The following is a 24,864-nucleotide window of genomic DNA, read 5'->3' as shown; positions in this document are numbered from 1 at the left end:
AGGCATTGTTACGCGTTTTTTAGCAGGAGGCTCTTGTGTCATCGTTCGACTATCTCAAAACCGCGATCAAGCAAAAGGGGTGTACCCTGCAACAGGTGGCGGATGCCAGCGGCATGACCAAAGGGTATTTGAGCCAACTTCTGAACGCGAAGATTAAAAGCCCCAGCGCGCAAAAGCTGGAGGCGCTGCATCGTTTTTTGGGGCTGGAGTTTCCCCGGCAGCGGAAAAACATCGGCGTGGTGTTTGGCAAGTTCTACCCCCTGCATACCGGGCATATCTATTTGATTCAGCGCGCCTGTAGCCAGGTGGATGAACTGCATATCATTATGGGTTATGACGATACCCGCGACCGCGAACTGTTTGAAGACAGCGCCATGTCGCAACAGCCTACCGTGTCGGATCGTCTGCGTTGGCTACTACAGACCTTTAAATATCAGAAGAATATTCGTATTCATGCCTTCAATGAGGAAGGGATGGAGCCGTACCCGCATGGCTGGGATGTGTGGAGCAACGGCATCAAAGCCTTTATGGAAGAGAAGGGGATTCAGCCTAACTGGATCTACACGTCCGAGGAAGCCGATGCGCCGCAGTATCTCGAACACCTGGCTATTGAAACGGTGCTGGTCGATCCGAAACGAACCTTTATGAGTATCAGCGGGGCGCAGATCCGTGAAAACCCGTTCCGCTACTGGGAATACATTCCGACGGAAGTGAAGCCCTTTTTCGTGCGCACCGTGGCGATATTAGGCGGGGAGTCGAGCGGGAAATCCACGCTGGTGAACAAGCTCGCCAATATTTTTAATACCACCAGCGCGTGGGAGTACGGGCGCGACTATGTCTTCTCGCATCTGGGCGGTGACGAGATGGCGTTACAGTATTCTGATTACGATAAGATCGCGCTGGGCCATGCACAATATATTGATTTTGCGGTGAAATACGCCAATAAAGTGGCCTTTATCGATACCGATTTCGTTACCACGCAGGCCTTTTGTAAAAAATACGAAGGGCGCGAGCATCCGTTTGTACAGGCGTTGATCGATGAATACCGCTTTGATCTGGTGATCCTGCTGGAGAACAATACGCCCTGGGTCGCGGATGGGTTACGGAGTCTGGGCAGTTCGGTGGATCGTAAAGAGTTCCAGAATCTGCTGGTGGATATGCTGCGGGAGAACAACATCAATTTCGTCCACGTAGAAGAGGCCGATTACGATGGTCGATTTTTGCGCTGCGTGGAGTTAGTGAAAGAGATGATGGGCGAGCAGGGTTAAGCCTGAAGCGCCGGATGGCGGCCCACAAGGTGTAGGCCGGATAAGTCTGTAGGCCGGATAAGCGTAGCGCCATCCGGCATCTGATACATTACTTGGCGATACGTTTGTACTTGATACGCTTCGGCTCCAGCGCGTCGGCGCCCAGCGTGCGTTTCTTGTACTCTTCGTACTCGGTAAAGTTACCCTCGAAGAACTCCACCTTGCCTTCATCCTGGTAATCCAGAATGTGCGTGGCGATACGGTCGAGGAACCAACGGTCGTGCGAGATAACCATTGCACAGCCCGGGAACTCCAGCAGGGCGTTTTCCAGCGCGCGCAGGGTTTCGATATCCAGGTCGTTGGTCGGTTCATCGAGCAGCAGCATATTGCCGCCAACCTGCAACAGCTTCGCCAGATGCAGACGACCGCGCTCACCGCCGGACAGTTCGCCCACGCGTTTACCCTGATCGACACCTTTGAAGTTAAAGCGGCCCACATAGGCGCGGCTTGGCATTTCGGTGTTGCCGATCTTCATGATATCCAGCCCGCCGGAAACTTCTTCCCACACGGTTTTGCTGTTATCCATCGCGTCACGGAACTGGTCAACGGAAGCCAGTTTTACAGTCTCCCCCAGCGTGATGGTGCCGCTATCCGGCTGTTCCTGACCGGACATCATGCGGAACAGGGTGGATTTACCCGCGCCGTTCGGACCGATGATGCCGACAATCGCGCCTTTCGGTACTGAGAAGCTGAGATCGTCGATCAGCAGGCGATCGCCGTAGGATTTACGCAGGTTGCTGACTTCAACGACCTTGTCGCCCAGACGTGGTCCAGGTGGAATAAACAGTTCGTTGGTTTCGTTACGTTTCTGGTATTCGGTGCTGTTCAGCTCTTCAAAGCGCGCCAGACGGGCTTTGCCTTTAGACTGACGGCCTTTAGTACCCTGACGCACCCACTCCAGCTCTTTCTCAATGGATTTACGGCGGGCCGCTTCCTGAGAGGCTTCCTGCGCCAGACGCTGATCTTTCTGTTCCAGCCAGGAGGAGTAGTTGCCTTCCCACGGAATTCCTTCGCCACGGTCAAGTTCGAGGATCCAGCCCGCCACGTTGTCGAGGAAGTAACGGTCGTGGGTAATCGCCACAACGGTGCCTTCGAAGTCGTGCAGGAAGCGTTCCAGCCACGCGACGGACTCCGCATCCAGGTGGTTGGTCGGTTCGTCGAGCAGCAGCATGTCCGGTTTTTCCAGCAGCAGACGGCACAGCGCGACGCGGCGGCGCTCACCACCGGAAAGATTCGCGATTTTGGCATCCCAGTCCGGCAGACGCAGGGCGTCAGCGGCGCGCTCCAGCTGTACGTTCAGGTTGTGGCCGTCATGCGCCTGGATGATCTCTTCCAGCTTGCCCTGTTCGGCGGCCAGCTTGTCAAAGTCCGCATCTGGATCGGCGTACAGCGCGTACACTTCATCCAGACGTTTCAGGGCGCCGACCACTTCGGCCACCGCCTCTTCGATCGATTCGCGAACGGTATGTTCAGGGGTGAGCTGAGGTTCCTGCGGCAGGTAGCCAATTTTGATGCCTGGCTGTGGGCGAGCTTCGCCCTCAATATCTGTATCGATGCCAGCCATAATGCGCAGCAGGGTAGACTTACCGGCGCCGTTCAGACCCAGTACGCCGATTTTCGCCCCAGGGAAGAAGCTCAGCGAGATGTTTTTCAAAATATGACGTTTCGGCGGAACCACTTTGCCGACACGATGCATGGTATAAACGAATTGAGCCACGTTGGACTTCGCCTCTATAGGTTTATCGTGATGAAGAATAATTTTCAAAGGCGAAGTGTAGCCTTTTTCCCGGGCTAATCCCAGCCAGCAACTCTCACTCGCAATAAAAGTAAAAAAGTGTCCGTAACATGGCGCATTTAGCAATGTCTGGTTAGCATAAATTCATTACGCGGCATGATGCTGCATTGATGTATCACGACAAGAGGAAGAGCTTGTGGACAAAGCCAAACCATTTACCTGGCGTCTTATCGCCGCCAGCGTATGTCTGCTGACGGTAAGTCAGGCGGCGCGAGCGGATTCTCTGGATGAGCAGCGCAATCGCTATGCGCAAATCAAACAGGCCTGGGATAACCGACAGATGGATGTCGTTGAGCAGATGATGCCTGGCCTGAAGAATTACCCGCTGTATCCCTATCTTGAGTATCGCCAGATCACCGACGATCTGATGAACCAGCCTGCGGTCACCGTCACCCAGTTTGTGCGCGCCAACCCTACGCTTCCTCCTGCGCGTACGCTGCAATCGCGTTTCGTTAATGAGCTAGCGCGTCGCGAAGACTGGCGTGGACTGCTAGCGTTCAGCCCCGAGAAGCCGGGCACCACCGAAGCGCAATGTAATTACTACTACGCGAAATGGAATACCGGGCAGACGGAAGAGGCCTGGCAGGGGGCGAAAGCGCTTTGGCTGACCGGGAAAAGCCAGCCGAACGCCTGTGACAAACTGTTCAGCGTCTGGCGCGCTTCCGGCACCCAGGACCCGCTGGCCTGGCTGGAGCGCATCCGCCTGGCGATGAAAGCAGGCAACACGGGGCTGGTAACGGTGCTGGCCGGGCAGATGCCTGCGCAGTACCAGACCATTGCTTCGGCGATCATCGCGCTGGCGAACGATCCCAATAGCGTGATGACTTTTGCGCGTACGACCGGCGCGACCGATTTTACCCGCCAGATGGCGGCAGTGGCCTTTGCCAGCGTGGCGCGTCAGGACGCAGAGAATGCGCGTTTGATGATCCCGTCACTGGTGCAGGCCCAGCAGCTTAATGAGGAGCAAACTCAGGAACTGCGCGATATCGTCGCCTGGCGGCTGATGGGGAACGATGTGACCGATGCGCAGGCGAAGTGGCGCGATGATGCGATTATGCGCTCGCAATCCACCACGCTGGTGGAACGCCGCGTGCGGATGGCGCTGGGCACCGGCGATCGGCGTGGGCTGAATACCTGGCTTGCCCGACTGCCGATGGAAGCGAAGGAGAAGGATGAATGGCGCTACTGGCAGGCGGATTTGTTGCTTGAACGCGGGCGTGAGGCAGAGGCAAAAGAGATCCTCCATGCGCTGATGCAACAGCGTGGTTTCTACCCGATGGTCGCCGCGCAAAAGCTGGGTGAAGCGTATGTGCTGAAGATCGACAAAGCGCCGACGACAGTGGACGCTTCGCTTACGCAGGGCGCGGAAATGGCGCGAGTACGCGAACTGATGTACTGGAACCTGGATAATACGGCGCGCAGCGAGTGGGCGAATCTGGTCTCCAGCAGGACGAAGTCGGAGCAGGCGCAGCTGGCGCGTTATGCCTTCAATAACCACTGGTGGGATCTGAGCGTGCAGGCGACGATCGCAGGGAAACTGTGGGATCATCTGGAAGAGCGTTTCCCGCTGGCGTACAAGGATCTTTTCGCCCGTTACACCGGCGGCAAAGCGATCTCGCAAAGTTACGCTATGGCGATTGCGCGTCAGGAGAGCGCCTGGAATCCGAAAGTGAAATCCCCGGTAGGAGCCAGCGGTCTGATGCAAGTTATGCCGGGCACGGCGACGCATACGGTGAAAATGTTCTCGATACCGGGCTACAGCAGCCCCAGCCAGCTGCTTGACCCGGAGACGAACATCAACATTGGCACCAGTTACCTGCAATACGTTTATCAACAGTTTGGTAATAACCGTATTTTCTCTTCAGCGGCTTACAATGCCGGGCCGGGGCGCGTTCGTACCTGGCTTGGCAATAGCGCAGGGCGCATCGACGCCGTCGCGTTTGTTGAAAGTATTCCGTTCTCAGAAACGCGGGGCTACGTGAAGAACGTGCTGGCTTATGATGCCTACTATCGCTACTTCATGGGCGATAAACCAACGTTGATGAATGACGCAGAATGGCAGCGCCGTTACTGATCGCATCGGTTATGTTATGCTATCGTACTCGTTAAAGAGTACAATCGGGGGAGGCAGATACGTTTCCCCCTGCAACGATGGCGACATTCTATGACTCAGCAATCACCCTATTCAGCAGCGATGGCAGAACAGCGTCACCAGGAGTGGTTACGCTTTGTTGAGCTGCTCAAGCACGCTTGTGCGGAAGACCTGCATCTTCCCTTACTCAATTTGATGCTGACGCCGGATGAGCGTGAGGCGCTGGGAACGCGCGTGCGTATCATTGAAGAGTTGTTACGCGGTGAAATGAGCCAGCGCGAGCTTAAAAATGAGCTGGGGGCGGGCATCGCCACCATTACGCGCGGTTCCAACAGCCTGAAGTCCGCACCGGTAGAGTTACGCCAGTGGCTGGAGCAGGTGTTGCTCAAGAGCGAAAGGTAATTTCGCCTGATGGCGCTACGCTTATCAGGCCTACAGGAATGGTGAACGTAGGCCGGATAAGGCGAAGCCGCCATCCGGCGTGGATCGCGAGCCCTACCGATACACCGCATTATGAAACGGACTGAGCGCCAGAATCACCGCCTGGTGATAAACGCTGGAGCGGGTCAGTTTTCCGGCGGTAAACACCCCGATAGCCCCCTCTTTACGGCCAATCTCATCAATACCGGTATACTGCGACATCACCGGGCCGAGCGCTTCGCCCTGACGAACTTTTTCAAGGATAACCGCAGGAAGCGGCAGCGTTGCCGATCGCGCCTCGCCTCGCTGGGCGGCATTCTCTATCACCACCCAACTGAACGTACTGTTATCATCAATCCCCGCTTCGATAGCCACCCAAAAATCGGCCTGAGGACGCAGACAGCGCGCATTTTCTACCCGATTCCGTGCGCCAGCGCGCGTTTCCTGACTTCCAAAAGGCTGTTCCGGCACGCCGCTCTCGACGGAGACGGACTCAATATGGCAGGATCCTTCACCGAAAATCTCGTTAAATGCTTGCAGAATTGCCTGAATTTTAGCGGGATTGGTGGTTGCTGAGACAACATGGTGCATAATCAGAATTACTCAGAAATGAATGTCATCGCAGTATAACGGATAAAAAGCATGTTACAGGTATACCTTGTTCGCCACGGTGAAACGCAGTGGAACGCCGAGCGACGTATTCAAGGCCAGTCTGACAGTCCGCTGACCGCTAAAGGTGAGCAACAAGCTATGCAAGTGGGAGAACGCGCCAGAACGCTCGGCATCACCCATATCGTCAGTAGCGATCTCGGTCGCACCCGCCGCACGGCTGAAATCATCGCCCAGGCATGCGGTTGCGATATCACTTTCGACGCCCGCCTGCGTGAGCTGGACATGGGCGTGCTGGAAAAACGGCACATCGACACCCTCACCGAAGAAGAAGAGAACTGGCGTCGCCAGTTAGTGAACGGTACGGTTGACGGGCGCATTCCTGATGGCGAATCCATGCAGGAACTGAGCGATCGCGTCAATGCCGCTCTCGCGTCCTGTCTGGAACTGCCGCAGGGCAGCCGCCCGCTGCTGGTCAGTCACGGTATCGCGCTGGGTTGCCTGGTCAGCACCATTCTGGGATTACCGGCCTGGGCGGAGCGTCGGTTACGTCTGCGTAACTGCTCTATTTCCCGCGTCGATTATCAGGAAAGTTTGTGGCTGGCGCCTGGTTGGGTCGTTGAAACGGCAGGGGACGTCTCGCATCTCGATGCCCCTGCGTTAGATGAGCTACAGCGTTAACGGCGAACGGGGATCAGGAATTCGCAACGCAGGTTAATAGGGCGACCGCCTGTTTTGGCATCTTCTGCCGGGTAGTATCGCTCTATATCCTGCCCTTTACGGCGGGTCAGGTTCAGCATCGGCATACAGGTGCCGTATACCGTCAGGATAAACTCCTGTACCCCGGTTCCTAAACCTTCGTAGGTGAACATCACATATTCGCCGCCCTGTAGGGTAACAGGCTGCGCTGACGGCACATACCCGTTGGCATGTTCTTGCGGTAGCGCGGTGGTGTAGAACACCTCCTGTTCGTCATCTTTCTCAAGGCTGGGGCGCGTTTCGTTAAGGCCGTAGAGCAGCGGAGGAATCGTTGGCGCCTGGCTGAGAAAGTCTTGCCAGAACTGTACGCGCATTTCGTGTCGAAAATCGGAGATTTGCTCCAGCGAACAGGAATAGCTCTGGGTGGTGCCGAGCAGTTGCGTATCTTCCAGGGTGACAAACTGATGTTCAGGCATGGCGAACTCACCCAGACGCATTGGCGGACGAATGCCAAAGGCGCTCCATTCTGGAGAGCGGCGATATAACGCCGGCGTCTGAGAGAACTGCTTTTTAAACGCGCGGGTAAAGGTTTGCTGAGAATCGAAGCGGTACTGCAACGCGATATCCAGAATCGGACGCGCCGTCAGGCGCAGGGCCACGGCGGATTTAGATAAGCGGCGAGCGCGGATGTAAGCGCCAATAGCATGGCCCGTCACGTCCTTAAACATTCTTTGCAGGTGCCACTTGGAATAACCTGCTTTTGCCGCCACATTGTCAAGCGACAGAGGCTGATCCAGATGGCCTTCCAGCCAGGTTAAGAGGTCGCGAATAATGCCAGCCTGATCCATAAAATATCCTCATCCTTTCCACAACGAGCACCTGACATCAGGTAAGTGGATAATAGCATTTTTTGCTGTTTTAGCATTCGGTGTTTTTTTTGCTCATCTGTGCTTTTTTGGGGCACACTAAAGCATGATTATTCTAATCCTGTGATCTGTAAACAGTTTATCCAGACGTGTCGAATAATTGCGCAGTGTAACTTTTATGAATGGTAACAATATGAAATACAAGAGCTTAATACTTTCCTCAATTCTGTTGATGCTGGGGCAGTTTGCGCATGCAGAACAGGTGGGTTCCGTCGATACCGTATTTAAAATGTTTGGGCCTGACCATAAAATCGTCGTCGAAGCGTTTGACGATCCCGACGTCAAAAATGTGACGTGCTATGTAAGTCGGGCGAAAACGGGGGGGATTAAAGGCGGTCTGGGACTGGCCGAAGATACCTCCGACGCGGCGATCTCCTGTCAGCAGGTAGGGCCGATTGAGCTGAGCGATAAAATTAAGAACGGGAAAGCGCAAGGGGATGTCGTTTTCCAGAAACGCACGTCGCTGGTGTTTAAAAAATTACAGGTCGTGCGTTTTTATGATGCCAAACGCAATACGCTGGCGTATCTGGCCTATTCTGACAAGGTCGTTGAAGGGTCGCCAAAAAATGCCATAAGCGCGGTGCCCGTTATGCCGTGGCGGTAACGTTCCTGACGCGTCATCTGGAAGTGATTCCCGTTATGGTCGGATAAGTCATTGACAGACAATAAAAAACGGCGCGTTTTGCGCCGTTTTTGCTGCCGGTGGTAACCGATTAGTCCTGTAGATCACCGCAGAAACGGTAACCTTCACCGTGAATGGTCGCGATGATTTCCGGGGTATCCGGCGTGGATTCGAAATGCTTACGAATACGACGGATAGTCACGTCAACAGTACGGTCATGCGGCTTCAGCTCGCGACCGGTCATTTTCTTCAGCAGTTCTGCACGAGACTGGATCTTGCCCGGGTTCTCGCAGAAGTGAAGCATGGCGCGGAATTCGCTGCGTGGCAGTTTGTACTGCTCACCATCTGGGCCGATCAAAGAACGGCTGTTGATGTCGAGTTCCCAACCGTTGAACTTGTAGCTTTCGACGCTACGGCGCTCTTCACTGACCGTACCCAGATTCATAGTACGGGACAGCAGGTTGCGCGCACGGATAGTCAGTTCGCGTGGGTTAAACGGCTTGGTGATGTAATCGTCTGCGCCGATTTCGAGGCCGAGGATTTTATCGACTTCGTTATCGCGGCCAGTCAGGAACATCAACGCAACGTTAGCCTGTTCGCGCAGTTCACGCGCTAACAGAAGACCGTTTTTCCCTGGCAGGTTGATATCCATGATCACCAGGTTGATGTCATATTCAGAGAGGATCTGATGCATTTCCGCGCCATCTGTCGCTTCGAATACATCATAGCCTTCCGCTTCGAAAATACTTTTCAACGTGTTGCGTGTTACCAACTCGTCTTCAACGATAAGAATGTGCGGGGTCTGCATGTTTGCTACCTAAATTGCCAACTAAATCGAAACAGGAAGTACAAAAGTCCCTGACCTGCCTGATGCATGTCGCAAATTAACATGATCGGCGTAACATGACTAAAGTACGTAATTGCGTTCTTGATGCACTTTCCATCAACGTCAACAACATCATTAGCTTGGTCGTGGGTACTTTCCCTTTGGACCCGACAGTGTCAAAAACGGCTGTCATCCTAACCATTTTAACAGCAACATAACAGGCTAAGACGTACCGGACACCCAATAAAACTACGCTTCGTTGACATATATCAAGTTCAATTGTAGCACGTTAACAGTTTGATGAAATCATCGTATCCAAATGCTAGCGTTCATCACAAATTTGCAATAATCCAACTAGTTGCGCATGCCAACTAATAAATGTAATGAATCCAATAGGTGTGATTCATTCTAAATTAAATTATCCTAAATAAACAGAAGGATATGTAGTATTTCTTAACATAAAACGCAATAGTAAAGATAAGAAATAGTTTAGTGCCTTTTACTGAATGTGAAATGGTTTTTCAACGATTTTCGTTAAAAAATTGTAAATTCGTGCTGCGTAATATGTTGACATTGGTCACATTATTGCCAGCGGCTGGTCAAAAAGAGAATCGAAATGCGTGTAACAATTATTCTGGTCGCGCCTGCCAGAGCGGAAAATATTGGCGCGGCGGCACGGGCAATGAAGACGATGGGGTTTGGCGATATGCGTATTGTCGACAGCCAGGCGCACCTGGAGCCGGCGACCCGTTGGGTCGCACATGGTTCCACTGATGTTATTGATAATATTAGTGTTTATCCAACGCTGGCGGAAGCGCTGCACGATGTTGATTTCACTGTCGCCACCACGGCCCGCAGTCGCGCGAAGTTCCACTACTACGCAACGCCCGCAGAACTGCTGCCGCTGTTACAGGAAAAATCGCAGTGGATGAACCATGCGGCGCTGGTTTTTGGCCGGGAAGATTCGGGCCTGACGAATGAAGAACTGGCGCTGGCAGACGTTTTAACCGGCGTGCCAATGGTTGCTGATTATCCTTCACTCAATTTAGGGCAGGCAGTAATGGTGTATTGCTATCAATTAGCAGGCTTAATGCAACAACCGGCGAAACAAACAGAGGTGACTGACGCGCCGCAATTGCAGGCGTTACGCACACGTGTTTCGCAGTTACTGGCGACGCTGGATGTTGCTGATGACACCAAACTGGCGGACTGGCTGCAACAACGACTGGGGCTGTCAGGGCAGCGCGACACGGCCATGCTGCACCGTTTATTGCATGATATTGAGAAAAACATAACAAAATAAAATATTGTTAAATTACTTAATGTAAGATTTTAAATCTGGTTTCAAGAGGTTGCTTCATTCCGTATTGGTTGAAAATAAATGCGCAAGCAGCAGCTCGTGAACATGTTGCGGAATGTGATCAAATTAAAAATTTATTGACTTAGGTCACGAGATACTTTAACCCTTTAAAGATACAAGACAGACAGATAATAATTACAGAGTACACAACATCCATGAATCGCATCAGCACCACCATTACCACAACCATCACCATTACCACAGGTAACGGTGCGGGCTGACGCGTACAGGAAACACAGAAAAAAGCCCGCACCTGAACAGTGCGGGCTTTTTTTTCGACCAAAGGTAACGAGGTAACAACCATGCGAGTGTTGAAGTTCGGCGGTACATCAGTGGCAAATGCAGAGCGCTTTCTGCGTGTTGCCGATATTCTGGAAAGCAATGCCAGGCAGGGGCAGGTAGCGACTGTTCTCTCTGCCCCCGCCAAAATTACTAACCATCTGGTGGCGATGATTGAAAAGACCATCAGCGGTCAGGATGCTTTACCGAATATCAGCGATGCCGAACGTATTTTTTCCGAACTTCTTACGGGTCTTGCAGCCGCTCAGCCGGGGTTCCCGCTGGCGCAGTTGAAAGTTTTCGTTGAGCAAGAATTTGCGCAAATCAAACATATCCTGCACGGAATCAGCCTGCTGGGCCAGTGCCCGGATAGCATCAATGCTGCGCTGATCTGCCGTGGCGAGAAGATGTCGATCGCGATCATGGCTGGCCTGCTGGAAGTGCGCGGTCATGGCGTGACGGTTATCGATCCGGTCGAAAAATTGTTGGCGGTCGGGCATTACCTCGAATCGACCGTTGATATCGCCGAATCTACGCGCCGTATCGCGGCGGGCCGCATTCCGGCTGACCACATGGTGCTGATGGCAGGTTTCACCGCCGGTAACGAAAAAGGCGAGCTGGTCGTGCTGGGCCGCAACGGTTCTGATTACTCCGCTGCGGTGTTGGCTGCCTGCTTACGCGCCGACTGTTGTGAGATCTGGACTGACGTCGACGGTGTGTATACCTGTGACCCGCGCCAGGTGCCGGACGCCAGGTTGCTGAAGTCGATGTCCTATCAGGAGGCGATGGAGCTTTCTTACTTCGGCGCCAAAGTCCTTCATCCTCGCACCATCACCCCCATTGCTCAGTTCCAAATCCCATGCCTGATTAAAAACACCGGAAACCCGCAAGCCCCTGGTACGCTGATCGGCGCTAGCGTCGATGAAGACGAACTGCCGGTGAAAGGGATCTCGAACCTGAACAATATGGCGATGTTCAGCGTTTCCGGCCCTGGAATGAAAGGGATGATCGGGATGGCGGCGCGCGTCTTCGCGGCAATGTCCCGCGCGGGGATCTCCGTGGTGCTGATCACGCAATCCTCTTCTGAATACAGCATCAGTTTCTGCGTACCGCAGGGCGACTGCGCGCGGGCCCAGCGTGCAATGCAGGATGAGTTCTACCTGGAACTGAAAGAAGGGTTGCTGGAACCGCTGGCAGTGACTGAACGTCTGGCGATCATCTCGGTGGTTGGCGACGGTATGCGCACGCTGCGCGGCATCTCGGCGAAGTTCTTTGCGGCGCTGGCGCGCGCGAATATCAATATTGTCGCGATTGCGCAGGGCTCGTCCGAACGATCGATTTCGGTGGTCGTGAATAACGATGATGTCACAACGGGCGTGCGCGTTACTCACCAGATGCTGTTCAATACCGATCAGGTGATTGAAGTGTTCGTTATCGGCGTTGGCGGCGTTGGCGGCGCGTTACTTGAGCAGCTTAAACGCCAGCAGTCCTGGCTGAAAAACAAGCATATCGACCTGCGTGTTTGCGGCGTGGCGAATTCGAAAGCGCTGTTGACCAATGTGCATGGCCTGAACCTGGATAACTGGCAGGCGGAACTGGCGGAAGCGAAAGAACCGTTTAATTTAGGGCGCTTAATTCGCCTGGTGAAAGAGTATCACCTGCTTAACCCGGTCATTGTTGACTGTACCTCCAGCCAGGCGGTGGCGGATCAATACGCCGACTTCCTGCGTGAAGGCTTCCATGTGGTAACGCCGAACAAAAAAGCCAACACGTCGTCGATGGATTACTACCATCAACTGCGTTTTGCCGCGGCGAAATCCCGACGTAAGTTCCTGTACGACACCAACGTAGGCGCGGGCTTACCGGTTATCGAGAACCTGCAAAACCTGCTGAACGCAGGTGACGAACTGCAACACTTCTCCGGCATCCTGTCTGGATCGCTCTCTTTTATTTTCGGCAAGCTGGATGAAGGCATGAGCCTTTCGGCTGCGACCACGATGGCGCGCGAGTTGGGCTATACCGAACCCGATCCGCGTGACGATCTTTCCGGGATGGATGTGGCGCGCAAATTGCTGATCCTCGCTCGTGAAACGGGACGTGAGCTGGAACTGTCCGATATCGTGATTGAGCCGGTGCTACCGGAAGGTTTCGACGATTCCGGCGATGTCGCCACGTTTATGACCAATCTGTCGCAGCTTGACGACGCGTTTGCCGCCCGCGTGGCGAAAGCCCGTGATGAAGGCAAAGTATTGCGCTATGTTGGCAACATTGAAGACGACGGCGTGTGTCGCGTGAAGATCGCCGAGGTTGACGGCAACGATCCGCTGTTTAAAGTGAAAAACGGGGAGAACGCGCTGGCGTTTTACAGTCACTATTATCAACCGCTGCCGCTGGTTCTGCGCGGTTACGGTGCGGGGAACGATGTGACGGCGGCGGGTGTTTTTGCCGATCTGCTGCGCACCCTTTCATGGAAGTTAGGAGTCTAAAATGGTGAAAGTCTATGCTCCGGCTTCCAGTGCCAATATGAGCGTCGGATTTGATGTGCTTGGGGCGGCCGTCACGCCGGTTGATGGCTCACTGCTGGGCGATGTGGTCTCGGTGGATGCGGCAGAAAGCTTCACGCTGAATAATTTAGGGCGTTTTGCCGACAAGCTGCCGTCAGCGCCGCGTGAAAATATCGTTTATCAGTGCTGGGAGCGTTTTTGCCAGGAGTTAGGTAAACAGATTCCGGTGGCGATGACGCTGGAAAAGAACATGCCGATTGGTTCCGGGTTAGGATCCAGCGCCTGTTCCGTGGTCGCCGCGCTGGTGGCGATGAATGAGTTCTGTGGCAAACCGCTGAACGACACGCGTCTGCTGGCGATCATGGGGGAACTGGAAGGGCGTATCTCTGGCAGCATTCATTACGATAACGTCGCGCCGTGCTTTCTCGGCGGCATGCAGTTGATGATCGAAGAAAACGGCATTATCAGCCAGCAGGTGCCAGGATTTGATGAGTGGCTGTGGGTACTGGCCTATCCGGGGATTAACGTTTCGACGGCTGAAGCGCGGGCGATTTTACCCGCGCAGTATCGCCGTCAGGACTGTATCGCCCACGGGCGGCATCTGGCCGGGTTTATTCATGCCTGCTATTCCCGTCAGCCGCAGCTTGCTGCAAAGCTGATGAAGGATGTGATTGCCGAACCGTACCGCGCTCGTCTGCTGCCGGGCTTCAGCCAGGCGCGTCAGGCGGTGGCGGAAATTGGCGCGCTGGCCAGCGGTATTTCCGGGTCCGGGCCGACGCTTTTCGCGCTCTGTGATAAGCCGGATACGGCGCAGCGTGTAGCAGACTGGCTGGGTAAAAATTACCTGCAAAATCAGGAAGGCTTTGTTCATATTTGTCAGCTGGATACGGCGGGCGCACGAGTACTGGGATAAACAATGAAACTCTACAATCTGAAAGATCATAATGAGCAGGTCAGCTTTGCGCAGGCCGTTACGCAGGGGCTTGGCAAGAATCAGGGGCTCTTTTTCCCGCACGACCTGCCGGAATTTAGCCTGACTGAAGTTGATGAGATGCTGAATCAGGACTTTGTGAGTCGTAGCGCAAAGATCCTTTCCGCGTTTATCGGGGATGAGATCCCGCAGGAAATCTTAGAAGAGCGCGTCCGCGAGGCATTCGCTTTTCCGGCGCCGGTGCGTCAGGTGGAAGGCGATGTCGGGTGCCTGGAGTTGTTCCACGGCCCGACGCTGGCCTTTAAGGATTTTGGCGGTCGCTTTATGGCGCAAATGCTGACGCACATCAGCGGCGACAAACCGGTGACTATCCTGACGGCGACCTCTGGCGATACCGGCGCGGCAGTTGCTCACGCATTCTACGGTCTGAAAAATGTACGCGTCGTGATCCTCTACCCACGCGGCAAGATCAGCCCGTTGCAGGAAAAACTGTTCTGTACGCTGGGCGGCAACATCGAAACGGTTGCGATTGACGGTGATTTCGATGCCTGCCAGGCGCTGGTAAAACAGGCGTTTGATGATGAAGAACTGAAGGCGGCGCTGGGGCTGAATTCGGCGAACTCCATCAACATCAGCCGTCTGCTGGCGCAGATTTGCTATTACTTTGAAGCGGTCGCTCAACTGCCGCAGGACGCGCGTAATCAGTTAGTGATTTCCGTGCCCAGCGGTAACTTTGGCGACCTGACGGCGGGGCTGTTGGCGAAGTCGCTCGGCCTGCCGGTGAAACGCTTTATCGCCGCCACTAACGTCAACGATACGGTGCCGCGCTTCCTGAAAGAGGGGCAGTGGTCGCCGAAAGCGACGCAGGCTACCTTGTCGAACGCGATGGATGTCAGCCAGCCCAATAACTGGCCGCGTGTGGAAGAGCTGTTCCGCCGTAAAATCTGGCGTCTGACGGAGCTGGGCTACGCTGCGGTTGACGATGAGACGACGCAGGAGACCATGCGCGAACTGAAAGCGGCAGGTTATACCTCTGAACCGCACGCTGCCGTGGCGTACCGCGCGCTGCGCGATCAGCTGCACCCGGGGGAGTATGGCTTGTTCCTCGGGACCGCGCATCCGGCGAAATTCAAAGAGAGTGTGGAGGCGATTCTTGGTGAAACATTGGATCTGCCAAAAGAGCTGGCGGATCGTGCCGACCTGCCGCTGCTCTCACATAATCTGCCTGCCGATTTTGCCGAATTGCGTAAGCTGATGATGACACGCGGCTAACAGTTGTGCCCGGTGGCGCTTCGGGGCTATTGTAGGCCGGATAAGGCGTTAGCCGCCATCCGGCTTTTTTATGGAGAAAATAAGGAGAAATTTAGCAGGTAAAAAGGAGTAATTCTCAATAAATGCGGTAACTTAGAGATTAGGATTGCGGAGAATAACAACCCGCGTTCTCATCAAGTAATCTCCTTTCATCGACCCAAATCGGGCAATGGTAAAAAGGAGTACCTCATGAACAAGTTGAAACCCGTGCTTCTTGCACTTTCCATGATGCTGGTGGCTCCCCTCGCAGCACAGGCTGCCGAAATTACCCTCGTACCGGCAGTTAAACTTCAGATTGGCGATCGCGATAACCACGGTAACTACTGGGATGGCGGTCACTGGCGTGACCACGGCTGGTGGCAGAAGCATTATGAGTGGCGAGAAAACCGCTGGCAGCCACATGGACCACGTCCGCAACCGCATCATAATAAGCATGACGAGCATCGTCATGATGATCGCCGCGACGACCACCGCCATTAAGCACGCAAGCCTGATAAGCGTAGCGCTATCAGGCAGTTATGCGGTTTTAGCGCCGGATAGCGACAAAAGGCGTCTTATCCGGCCTGCGCTTCAGGGCATCAGTTTTGCTCGTGGCGTTTAAACACCAGTTCGCCTTTTCCTGACGCTTGCTCATCATAGAAATAGCCTTCGCTGTTAAATGCGGTGAGCTGTTCCGGCTTCGTCAGCCGGTTTTCAATGATGTAACGGCTCATCAGGCCGCGCGCTTTTTTGGCGTAGAAGCTGATAACTTTGAATTTGCCGTTTTTCTCGTCAAGGAACACGGGCTTGATAACCTCCGCATTCAGCTGCTTCGGCTTCACGGATTTATAATATTCATCCGAGGCCAGGTTGATGACGATTTTATCGCCTTGCGCAGCCAGCGCTTCGTTCAGCTTATCGGTAATCACATCGCCCCAGAACTGATAAAGGTCTTTCCCTTTGGCGTTCTCAAGGCGAATACCCATCTCCAGACGGTAAGGCTGCATCAGATCCAGCGGACGCAGGACGCCGTACAACCCGGAAAGCATACGCAAATGCTGCTGCGCGAAATCAAAATCGGCTTCGCTGAACGTTTCCGCCTGTAGTCCGGTATAGACGTCGCCTTTAAACGCCAGAATCGCCTGGCGGGCGTTTTCAGGGGAGAAGTCAGGCTGCCAGTCATGAAAACGGGTGGCATTCAGATCGGCCAGTTTGTCGCTAATGCCCATTAGCTTGCCAATCTGCGGCGCCGAGAGCTTGCGCGCCTCGCGGATCAACTGCTGGGAGTAATCCAGCAGTTCAGGCCGCGTATAGCGCGTCGTGGCCAGCGGGCTTTGGTAATCGAGCGTTTTTGCAGGTGAAATCAGAATCAGCATATCCAGTCCTTGCAGGAAATTTACTGCGACTTTAGCAAAAAAACCGACCGATTTGATCGATGGTTGTGATTGCCGCGCTAGTGACGCGGCAACTCATCCCATGTATCCGGCGCCAGTTGCTGCTCAATTTCAGGGTAGCGGAACGGGTCGAACACGGGTTGTACGCCGAGCTTACGCTGTCGCAGATAGTCGCTGGCGATCGTATGTACCACCGGCGAGAGCAGCAGAATCGCCGTCAGGTTGGTGATGGCCATACAGGCCATAATAATGTCGGCCAACTGCCAGACGAGCGGAAAGCTGAGTAACGTGCCCGCCACGACCATCCCGACGGTGACAATACGCAGCGCCCAGCGCATTCGCAGACTGTCCAGACGCAGAAAAATCAGGTTATTTTCGGCGTAAACGTAGTTGGCGACAATCGAGCTGAAGGCGAACAACACCACAATAAACGCGACAAGGCTTGCGCCCCATTCGCCGGTCAGTGAAATCATTGCCTGTTGCACCAGCTGGATGCCTTCCGTTGGCATATGCGAGGCGCCATTGCCTGCCAGCAGAATAATCATCGCGCTGGCGGTGCAGATAATAATGGTATCGGTAAAGACGCCGATCATCTGCACAATTCCCTGCGCGGCAGGGTGCGGCGGCCAGGATGAAGCGGCGGCCGCAATGTTAGGCGCAGAACCCATTCCCGCTTCGTTGGAGAACATGCCGCGCTGGAAACCGCTGGTAATCGCCTGGCTGAGCGTATACCCAGCCGCCCCAGCAGTGGCTTCCTGCCAGCCGAATGCGCTTTTCACAATCGACGCGATAATGTCGGGCAACTGTTCGATGTGCCAGAGGCAAATCACTAAACCGGTGAGCGTCCACAGAAGGGCCATCGCAGGGACGAACCATTGCATGAGCTTTGCGACATCTTTAATGCCGCGAACGATGACAAAAAAGGCCGCCAGCGCCAGCACGATACCGGAGATAATGGGCGGTATGTCAAAGGCAAAAGCGAGCGCCCGCGAGACGGAGTTCGCCTGTACGCTATTAAAAATCAGACCATACGCAATGAGTAAGAAAATCGCGAAGAGAACGCCCATCCAGCGCATACCCAGACCACGCGCCATATACCATGCCGGGCCGCCGCGATACTGTCCTGTGCTGTCGCGCTCTTTGTAGAGCTGGGCCAGAGAGCATTCGGCAAACGAGGTCGCCATGCCGATAAGCGCAGATACCCACATCCAGAATACGGCGCCTGGCCCGCCTGCGGCGATAGCCAACGCAACGCCTGCCAGGTTGCCGCTGCCAATACGCGCGGCAAGGCTGGTACACAGCGCCTGAAATGACGTAAGCCCGCCCGGCTGGGGATGTATGCTGTTTTTAAGACTTTTGCCAAACTGGCGGATATAGCGAAACTGAACGAATCCGGTACGGTAAGTAAACCAAAACCCTGCGCCAAGCAGGAGGTAGATCATTACCGAACCCCAGAGTATTTCATTAATAAAGGCGAAGAAATCAGGCATTAACATCCCTCTTGTTGATGCCGGTACGCTTTTGGGTTCCAGTGTAAGCGTTACCAATTCACGAACAGTATAGACCCTGTCAGGCTATTGAATGGGGGGAGTCTACCATACTATATGGCAATATCCTTTAATTGCGCGCAGCCCTGGCGAGGGGCTGAAAAAGGGGCAAACAAAGAGGGGGGTGGGATAACCGCATTGTCTGCGGTTGCGCTGTGAGTGCGTCGTGTTATCATCAAGGCAGACCGGTTACATCCCCCTAACAAGCTGTTTAAAGAGAAACACTATCATGACGGACAAATTGACCTCCCTTCGTCAGTTCACCACCGTGGTGGCCGACACCGGAGACATCGCGGCAATGAAGCTGTACCAGCCGCAGGATGCCACAACCAACCCTTCTCTCATTCTTAACGCAGCACAGATCCCGGAATACCGTAAGCTGATTGACGATGCCGTTGCCTGGGCGAAACAGCAGAGCAGCGATCGCGCGCAGCAGATTGTTGACGCGGCCGACAAGCTGGCGGTGAACATTGGTCTGGAGATCCTGAAACTGGTCCCTGGCCGTATCTCCACCGAAGTTGACGCTCGTCTGTCCTACGACACCGACGCGTCTATCGCCAAAGCAAAACGCATCATCAAGCTCTACAACGACGCGGGCATCAGCAACGATCGCATCCTGATCAAACTGGCGTCTACCTGGCAGGGGATTCGTGCTGCTGAACAGCTGGAAAAGGAAGGTATCAACTGTAACCTGACTCTGCTGTTCTCCTTCGCGCAGGCGCGTGCTTGTGCGGAAGCGGGTGTATACCTGATCTCTCCGTTCGTGGGCCGTATTCTTGACTGGTACAAAGCCAATACCGACAAGAAAGAGTACGCTCCGGCAGAAGATCCGGGCGTGGTTTCCGTTACGGAAATCTACGAATACTACAAACAGCACGGTTATGAGACAGTGGTGATGGGCGCGAGCTTCCGCAACGTCGGCGAAATTCTGGAGCTGGCGGGTTGCGATCGTCTTACCATCGCTCCGGCGCTGCTGAAAGAGCTGGCGGAAAGCGAAGGCGCTATCGAACGTAAACTGTCCTTCTCTGGCGAAGTGAAAGCGCGTCCAGAACGCATCACCGAGTCTGAGTTCCTGTGGCAGCACAACCAGGACCCGATGGCGGTAGACAAGCTGGCGGACGGTATCCGTAAGTTTGCTATTGACCAGGAAAAACTGGAAAAAATGATCGGCGATCTGCTGTAATCATTCGGCGTGACCAGACAGGTTTCTGGTCACGCTACCTCTTCTGAAACCTGTCTGTCCTTCCCTTTGCAGTGTATCATTCTGTTTAACGAGACTGTTTAGACGGAATAATCATGAACACCTTACGTATTGGTTTAGTTTCCATTTCTGACCGCGCGTCCAGCGGCGTATACCAGGATAAAGGCATTCCTGCTCTTGAAGAGTGGCTGGCCTCCGCGCTGACTACCCCTTTTGACGTGCAAACCCGACTGATCCCGGATGAGCAGGCGATCATTGAGCAAACGCTGTGTGAGCTGGTGGATGAAATGAGCTGTCACCTGGTACTGACGACGGGCGGTACGGGGCCAGCGCGTCGTGATGTCACGCCTGACGCGACTCTGGCCGTCGCCGACAGAGAAATGCCCGGCTTTGGCGAGCAGATGCGCCAGATCAGCCTGCACTTTGTTCCTACGGCGATCCTTTCCCGCCAGGTTGGCGTGATCCGTAAGCAGGCGCTGATCCTGAACTTACCGGGGCAGCCAAAATCCATCAAAGAGACCCTGGAAGGGGTGAAAGATGCCGAGGGTAAGGTTGTTGTGCCGGGAATTTTCGCAAGCGTACCGTATTGTGTACAGTTGCTTGAAGGGCCTTATGTGGAAACCGCAGCGGAAGTGGTAGCATCTTTCCGCCCGAAAAATGCCAGACGCGACATAAACGCCTGAAGTTGGCCTTTCTGTGACATAAATTACGCAGGTGGTGGAGTATTGAATTGTTTACGATATAGTAATTTTTGATTTACACATATCGATAAGCGCCCTCAATAACTCCACTGACTCATGGTTTGCTATGTCACAACACACACGACCTCTGAATCGCCAGGATTATAAGACTCTTTCACTTGCCGCTCTCGGCGGCGCGCTCGAGTTTTACGACTTCATCATCTTTGTTTTCTTCGCAGCGGTTGTGGGCGAACTATTTTTCCCCGCCGATATTCCTGAGTGGCTTCGTCAGGTTCAGACGTTTGGGATCTTCGCCGCCGGTTATCTGGCGCGCCCGCTGGGCGGCATTATCATGGCGCACTTTGGCGATCTGGTAGGGCGCAAGAAGATGTTCACCCTGAGTATTCTATTGATGGCTGTTCCAACGCTGGCGATTGGCCTGCTGCCGACTTACGCCTCAATGGGCATCCTTGCGCCGTTGTTATTGCTGCTGATGCGTATTTTGCAAGGCGCAGCGATTGGCGGCGAAGTGCCGGGAGCGTGGGTGTTTGTGGCTGAACATGTGCCGGAGCGCCGTATCGGCATCGCCTGCGGCACGCTGACTGCGGGACTGACGGTCGGTATCCTGCTTGGCTCTGTCGTGGCGACGCTGGTGAATACCAGTATGACCCAGCAGGCGGTGCATGATTATGGCTGGCGTATTCCCTTCCTGCTCGGCGGCGTATTTGGTCTGATTGCGATGTATTTACGTCGTTGGTTGCAGGAAACGCCCATCTTCCTTGAAATGCAGCAGCGCAAAACGCTCGCGCAGGAATTGCCCGTCAAAGCGGTAGTGGTGAAACATAAAAAAGCGGTGGCGATTTCGATGCTGCTGACCTGGTTGTTATCGGCCGGCATTGTCGTCGTGATTTTGATGTCGCCGGTCTGGTTGCAAAAGCAGTACGGGTTTGCGCCCGCGTTAACTTTACAGGCAAATAGCGTGGCGACCATTATGCTGTGCGTGGGATGCCTGCTGGCAGGGTTCATTGTCGATCGGGTTGGCGCCAGCAAAACCTTTATTGTAGGCAGTTTTCTGCTGGCCTGCTCAAGCTGGATCTTCTATCACCTGTCTGGTGCGCATCCCGAGCAGTTGTTTTTATTATACGGACTGGTGGGGCTGTGTGTTGGTGTTGTTGGCGCGGTGCCGTACGTAATGGTGCGAGCCTTCCCGGCGGAAGTGCGTTTCACCGGCATCTCTTTTTCTTACAACGTCTCGTATGCCATTTTTGGCGGCCTGACGCCAATTGCGGTCACCATGTTGATGGGCGTGTCGCCAATGGCGCCGGCCTGGTATGTGCTGGCGTTGTCACTGGTGGGGCTGGGGTTGGGCGTCTGGTTGCGACAGGATATTTATTATCGCGATGCGGATGTGCAGGCAGAATTACAACAGCTGTAAAAATTATCCCCCCGGTCGGGGGGATAACGGAAGATTAGTGCGCTTCACCGATTGGCAGGATGGTGCGGCCAAACTGTTCGTTCAGCACTTCGCCCATCGCCAGGTAAATGGCGCTGGCGCCACACACTAAGCCAATCCAACCCGCAACGTGGATCACCGCTTCATTACCCGCGATGTTGCCGAAGGCCAACAGGGCGAACAGTACGGTCAGGCTCAGGAAGACAAACTGTAGCGCGCGAGCGGCTTTCAGCGTGCCAAAGAACATGAACAGTGTGAACACGCCCCACAGCCCCAGGTAGGCGCCCAGGAACTGCGCGTTCGGCGCTTCTGTCAGACCCATTTTCGGCATTAACAGGATCGCGACCAGCGTCAGCCAGAAAGAACCGTAAGAGGTAAATGCGGTTAAGCCGAAGGTATTGCCTTTTTTATATTCCAGCAGGCCAGCAAAAATTTGCGCGATACCGCCGTAGAAAATGCCCATCGCCAGAATAATGCCGTCTAAAGCGAAGAAACCCGCGTTGTGCAGGTTAAGCAGAATGGTGGTCATGCCGAAGCCCATCAGGCCCAGCGGAGCCGGGTTAGCCAACTTAGTGTTGCCCATAATTCCTCAAAATCATCATTAATCGAATGGTGAAATAGTTTCCCCGAACAACCGATACCGTATTCGGGGCGCGGCATGATAATCAGGGGAATAGAGGCTGTCTATGATCTAATAGGGGGAAAATGAAATATTTCCCCTTGTGATGACGATCACGGAAGAAAAAGGCTTAACCGCCGCACAGGCAGAGGTGTTTTCCGTATGCCCGGTGAAGAAAATTATCGTTTTTCGCAAAAAAAATTTTTCATGCCCCCCTTGATGACGTGGGTTACGACCCCATCTTGTAGTCAACCGCAGTGAGTGAGTCTGAAAAAAAACGATTCAGGGTAGTTGAAACCGCACGTTTCGCCCTTATTACAGATTCACAACCACATGATGACCGAATTTTTAGTGGAGACGTTTAGATGGGTAAAATTATTGGTATCGACCTGGGTACTACCAACTCTTGTGTAGCGATTATGGATGGCACAACTGCACGTGTGCTGGAGAACGCCGAGGGCGATCGCACCACGCCTTCTATCATTGCTTATACCCAGGATGGTGAAACTCTGGTTGGTCAGCCGGCTAAACGTCAGGCAGTGACAAACCCGCAAAACACCCTGTTTGCGATTAAACGCCTGATTGGCCGCCGCTTCCAGGACGAAGAAGTTCAGCGTGACGTTTCCATCATGCCGTACAAAATCATCGGCGCCGATAACGGCGACGCATGGCTTGATGTGAAAGGTCAGAAAATGGCACCGCCGCAGATCTCTGCTGAAGTGCTGAAAAAAATGAAGAAAACCGCAGAAGATTACCTGGGCGAACCGGTAACTGAAGCTGTTATCACCGTGCCTGCTTACTTCAACGATGCTCAGCGTCAGGCAACGAAAGATGCCGGTCGTATCGCAGGTCTGGAAGTAAAACGTATCATCAACGAACCGACCGCCGCCGCGCTGGCTTATGGTCTGGATAAAGAAGTCGGCAACCGTACTATCGCGGTTTACGACCTCGGTGGTGGTACTTTCGATATCTCTATTATCGAAATCGACGAAGTTGACGGCGAAAAAACCTTCGAAGTTCTGGCAACCAACGGTGATACCCACCTGGGTGGTGAAGACTTCGACAGCCGTATGATCAACTACCTGGTTGAAGAATTTAAGAAAGATCAGGGCATTGACCTGCGTAACGACCCGCTGGCGATGCAGCGTCTGAAAGAAGCGGCAGAAAAAGCGAAAATCGAGCTTTCTTCCGCACAGCAGACCGACGTGAACCTGCCGTACATCACCGCAGATGCTACCGGTCCGAAACACATGAACATCAAAGTGACTCGCGCGAAACTGGAAAGCCTGGTCGAAGACCTGGTGAACCGTTCCATCGAGCCGCTGAAAGTCGCGTTGCAGGATGCTGGCCTGTCCGTATCTGATATCAACGACGTTATCCTCGTTGGTGGTCAGACGCGTATGCCGATGGTGCAGAAAAAAGTGGCGGAGTTCTTTGGTAAAGAACCGCGTAAAGACGTTAACCCGGACGAAGCTGTTGCTATCGGCGCAGCGGTGCAGGGCGGCGTACTGACCGGTGATGTGAAAGACGTTCTGCTGCTGGACGTTACCCCGCTGTCTCTGGGTATCGAAACCATGGGCGGCGTAATGACGGCGCTGATCAGCAAAAACACCACTATCCCGACCAAGCACAGCCAGGTGTTCTCTACCGCTGAAGACAACCAGTCTGCGGTAACCATCCATGTGTTGCAGGGTGAGCGTAAACGCGCGTCTGATAACAAATCTCTGGGTCAGTTCAACCTGGATGGCATCAACCCGGCGCCGCGCGGTATGCCGCAGATCGAAGTCACCTTTGATATCGATGCTGACGGTATCCTGCACGTTTCCGCGAAAGACAAAAACAGCGGTAAAGAGCAGAAGATCACCATCAAGGCTTCTTCTGGTCTGAACGAGGACGAAATTCAGAAAATGGTTCGCGATGCTGAAGCGAACGCAGAATCTGACCGTAAGTTCGAAGAGCTGGTTCAGACGCGCAACCAGGGCGACCATCTGCTGCACAGCACGCGTAAGCAGGTTGAAGAAGCGGGCGATCAGCTGCCAGCAGACGACAAAACGGCTATCGAGTCTGCACTGAGCGCGCTGGAAACGGCGCTGAAAGGCGAAGACAAAGCGGCTATCGAAGCGAAAATGCAGGAACTGGCGCAGGCTTCCCAGAAACTGATGGAAATCGCTCAGCAGCAGCATGCACAGCAGCAGGCTGGCGGCGCTGACGCTTCTGCAAACAACGCGAAAGATGACGATGTTGTCGACGCTGAGTTTGAAGAAGTGAAAGACAAAAAATAATCGCCCTTTGAACGGGTAAAATACTGGC

At 54.0% G+C, this 24,864-nt stretch carries 23 protein-coding genes and 1 other annotated feature; of the genes, 16 read left to right on the top strand and 7 right to left on the bottom strand.

The window, feature by feature from the left end; genetic code table 11:
- The first annotated feature begins 35 nt into the window (after positions 1-35).
- Positions 36-1,268, top strand: a complete 1,233-nt coding sequence (gene nadR / locus FD428_RS18280) for a multifunctional transcriptional regulator/nicotinamide-nucleotide adenylyltransferase/ribosylnicotinamide kinase NadR (RefSeq protein WP_012134180.1) — start codon at positions 36-38, stop codon at positions 1,266-1,268.
- Between the two features lie 88 nt (positions 1,269-1,356).
- Here nadR and ettA read toward each other — a convergent pair whose 3' ends face one another.
- A complete protein-coding gene (gene ettA / locus FD428_RS18275; protein ID WP_024130727.1) occupies positions 1,357-3,024 on the bottom strand; it encodes an energy-dependent translational throttle protein EttA in 1,668 nt (555 codons plus the stop codon).
- A gap of 214 nt (positions 3,025-3,238) precedes the next feature.
- Here ettA and sltY point away from each other — a divergent pair, with 214 nt between their 5' ends.
- Both sltY and trpR read left to right on the top strand, forming a co-directional pair.
- Positions 3,239-5,176 carry a murein transglycosylase gene (gene sltY, locus FD428_RS18270; RefSeq protein ID WP_012134178.1) on the top strand — a complete coding sequence of 646 codons (1,938 nt, stop codon included), beginning with the start codon at positions 3,239-3,241 and terminating at the stop codon, positions 5,174-5,176.
- 90 nt (positions 5,177-5,266) lie between these two features.
- Complete coding sequence (gene trpR, locus FD428_RS18265) at positions 5,267-5,596, top strand: trp operon repressor (RefSeq protein WP_024130726.1); 330 nt, start codon at positions 5,267-5,269, stop codon at positions 5,594-5,596.
- 93 nt (positions 5,597-5,689) lie between these two features.
- Here trpR and yjjX read toward each other — a convergent pair whose 3' ends face one another.
- Entirely contained in the window at positions 5,690-6,205 is a 516-nt protein-coding gene (gene yjjX, locus FD428_RS18260) for an inosine/xanthosine triphosphatase (protein WP_114847979.1), read from the bottom strand.
- A 51-nt stretch (positions 6,206-6,256) separates the two neighbouring features.
- Here yjjX and gpmB point away from each other — a divergent pair, with 51 nt between their 5' ends.
- Positions 6,257-6,904 (top strand): 2,3-diphosphoglycerate-dependent phosphoglycerate mutase GpmB, encoded by a 648-nt coding sequence (gpmB, locus tag FD428_RS18255; RefSeq protein ID WP_012134175.1) that lies wholly within the window; start codon positions 6,257-6,259, stop codon positions 6,902-6,904.
- Here the strand turns inward: gpmB and robA are convergent.
- Positions 6,901-7,770: an MDR efflux pump AcrAB transcriptional activator RobA gene (robA, locus tag FD428_RS18250; RefSeq protein ID WP_012134174.1), complete on the bottom strand. Its 870-nt coding sequence runs from the start codon at positions 7,768-7,770 to the stop codon at positions 6,901-6,903. The two genes, gpmB and robA, sit on opposite strands and share 4 nt — an antisense overlap.
- 211 nt (positions 7,771-7,981) lie before the next feature.
- Between robA and creA the strand changes: the two genes are divergently transcribed.
- Positions 7,982-8,452 carry a protein CreA gene (gene creA / locus FD428_RS18245; RefSeq protein WP_024130725.1) on the top strand — a complete coding sequence of 157 codons (471 nt, stop codon included), beginning with the start codon at positions 7,982-7,984 and terminating at the stop codon, positions 8,450-8,452.
- Between the two features lie 109 nt (positions 8,453-8,561).
- Here creA and arcA read toward each other — a convergent pair whose 3' ends face one another.
- Positions 8,562-9,278 carry a two-component system response regulator ArcA gene (gene arcA / locus FD428_RS18240; RefSeq protein WP_001194359.1) on the bottom strand — a complete coding sequence of 239 codons (717 nt, stop codon included), beginning with the start codon at positions 9,276-9,278 and terminating at the stop codon, positions 8,562-8,564.
- 95 nt (positions 9,279-9,373) lie between these two features.
- On the opposite strand from arcA, the gene yjjY reads away from it, so the two are divergent.
- The 7 genes from yjjY (at position 9,374) to FD428_RS18205 (ending at position 16,161) form a co-directional block, all read left to right on the top strand.
- Positions 9,374-9,514 (top strand): protein YjjY, encoded by a 141-nt coding sequence (yjjY, locus tag FD428_RS18235; protein ID WP_001541509.1) that lies wholly within the window; start codon positions 9,374-9,376, stop codon positions 9,512-9,514.
- Positions 9,515-9,912: 398 nt separating this feature from the next.
- Positions 9,913-10,599 carry a tRNA/rRNA methyltransferase gene (locus FD428_RS18230; protein ID WP_114847978.1) on the top strand — a complete coding sequence of 229 codons (687 nt, stop codon included), beginning with the start codon at positions 9,913-9,915 and terminating at the stop codon, positions 10,597-10,599.
- 212 nt (positions 10,600-10,811) lie between these two features.
- Positions 10,812-10,877 carry a thr operon leader peptide gene (gene thrL, locus FD428_RS18225; RefSeq protein ID WP_060815970.1) on the top strand — a complete coding sequence of 22 codons (66 nt, stop codon included), beginning with the start codon at positions 10,812-10,814 and terminating at the stop codon, positions 10,875-10,877.
- Positions 10,813-10,933: a sequence feature (Thr leader region), on the top strand. It overlaps the preceding gene by 65 nt.
- A 25-nt stretch (positions 10,934-10,958) precedes the next feature.
- Complete coding sequence (thrA, locus tag FD428_RS18220) at positions 10,959-13,421, top strand: bifunctional aspartate kinase/homoserine dehydrogenase I (protein WP_114847977.1); 2,463 nt, start codon at positions 10,959-10,961, stop codon at positions 13,419-13,421.
- Between the two features lies 1 nt (position 13,422).
- Positions 13,423-14,352 carry a homoserine kinase gene (thrB, locus tag FD428_RS18215; RefSeq protein WP_012134169.1) on the top strand — a complete coding sequence of 310 codons (930 nt, stop codon included), beginning with the start codon at positions 13,423-13,425 and terminating at the stop codon, positions 14,350-14,352.
- Positions 14,353-14,355: 3 nt separating this feature from the next.
- Entirely contained in the window at positions 14,356-15,642 is a 1,287-nt protein-coding gene (gene thrC / locus FD428_RS18210; protein ID WP_071257499.1) for a threonine synthase, read from the top strand.
- Between the two features lie 228 nt (positions 15,643-15,870).
- Positions 15,871-16,161 carry a DUF2502 domain-containing protein gene (locus tag FD428_RS18205; RefSeq protein WP_012134167.1) on the top strand — a complete coding sequence of 97 codons (291 nt, stop codon included), beginning with the start codon at positions 15,871-15,873 and terminating at the stop codon, positions 16,159-16,161.
- Between the two features lie 98 nt (positions 16,162-16,259).
- On the opposite strand, the gene yaaA is transcribed toward FD428_RS18205, so the two are convergent.
- Positions 16,260-17,036, bottom strand: coding sequence for a peroxide stress protein YaaA (gene yaaA, locus FD428_RS18200; RefSeq protein WP_047459033.1), 777 nt, complete (start codon positions 17,034-17,036; stop codon positions 16,260-16,262).
- A gap of 77 nt (positions 17,037-17,113) precedes the next feature.
- Entirely contained in the window at positions 17,114-18,544 is a 1,431-nt protein-coding gene (locus FD428_RS18195) for a sodium:alanine symporter family protein (protein ID WP_024130724.1), read from the bottom strand.
- A gap of 286 nt (positions 18,545-18,830) precedes the next feature.
- On the opposite strand from FD428_RS18195, the gene tal reads away from it, so the two are divergent.
- The 3 genes from tal (at position 18,831) to FD428_RS18180 (ending at position 21,917) form a co-directional block, all read left to right on the top strand.
- On the top strand, positions 18,831-19,784 hold the full coding sequence (gene tal, locus FD428_RS18190; RefSeq protein ID WP_012134163.1) for a transaldolase: 954 nt from the start codon (positions 18,831-18,833) through the stop codon (positions 19,782-19,784).
- Positions 19,785-19,897: 113 nt separating this feature from the next.
- Entirely contained in the window at positions 19,898-20,485 is a 588-nt protein-coding gene (mog, locus tag FD428_RS18185; RefSeq protein ID WP_012134162.1) for a molybdopterin adenylyltransferase, read from the top strand.
- A gap of 124 nt (positions 20,486-20,609) precedes the next feature.
- The gene (locus tag FD428_RS18180; protein ID WP_071257506.1) at positions 20,610-21,917 is read left to right on the top strand and encodes an MFS transporter; all 1,308 of its coding nucleotides are present in this window, start codon (positions 20,610-20,612) and stop codon (positions 21,915-21,917) included.
- Between the two features lie 34 nt (positions 21,918-21,951).
- On the opposite strand, the gene satP is transcribed toward FD428_RS18180, so the two are convergent.
- Positions 21,952-22,518: an acetate uptake transporter gene (gene satP / locus FD428_RS18175; protein WP_012134160.1), complete on the bottom strand. Its 567-nt coding sequence runs from the start codon at positions 22,516-22,518 to the stop codon at positions 21,952-21,954.
- A gap of 401 nt (positions 22,519-22,919) precedes the next feature.
- Here satP and dnaK point away from each other — a divergent pair, with 401 nt between their 5' ends.
- Positions 22,920-24,836 (top strand): molecular chaperone DnaK, encoded by a 1,917-nt coding sequence (dnaK, locus tag FD428_RS18170; RefSeq protein WP_012134158.1) that lies wholly within the window; start codon positions 22,920-22,922, stop codon positions 24,834-24,836.
- Positions 24,837-24,864 lie beyond the last annotated feature (28 nt).

It is taken from the genome of Citrobacter sp. TBCP-5362, assembly GCF_005406305.1.
In the GTDB taxonomy this organism is placed as follows: Bacteria; Pseudomonadota; Gammaproteobacteria; order Enterobacterales; family Enterobacteriaceae; genus Citrobacter_B; species Citrobacter_B koseri.
The sequence above is the reverse complement of the archived record's forward strand: the minus strand, read 5'-3'. Positions and strand labels throughout refer to the sequence as shown.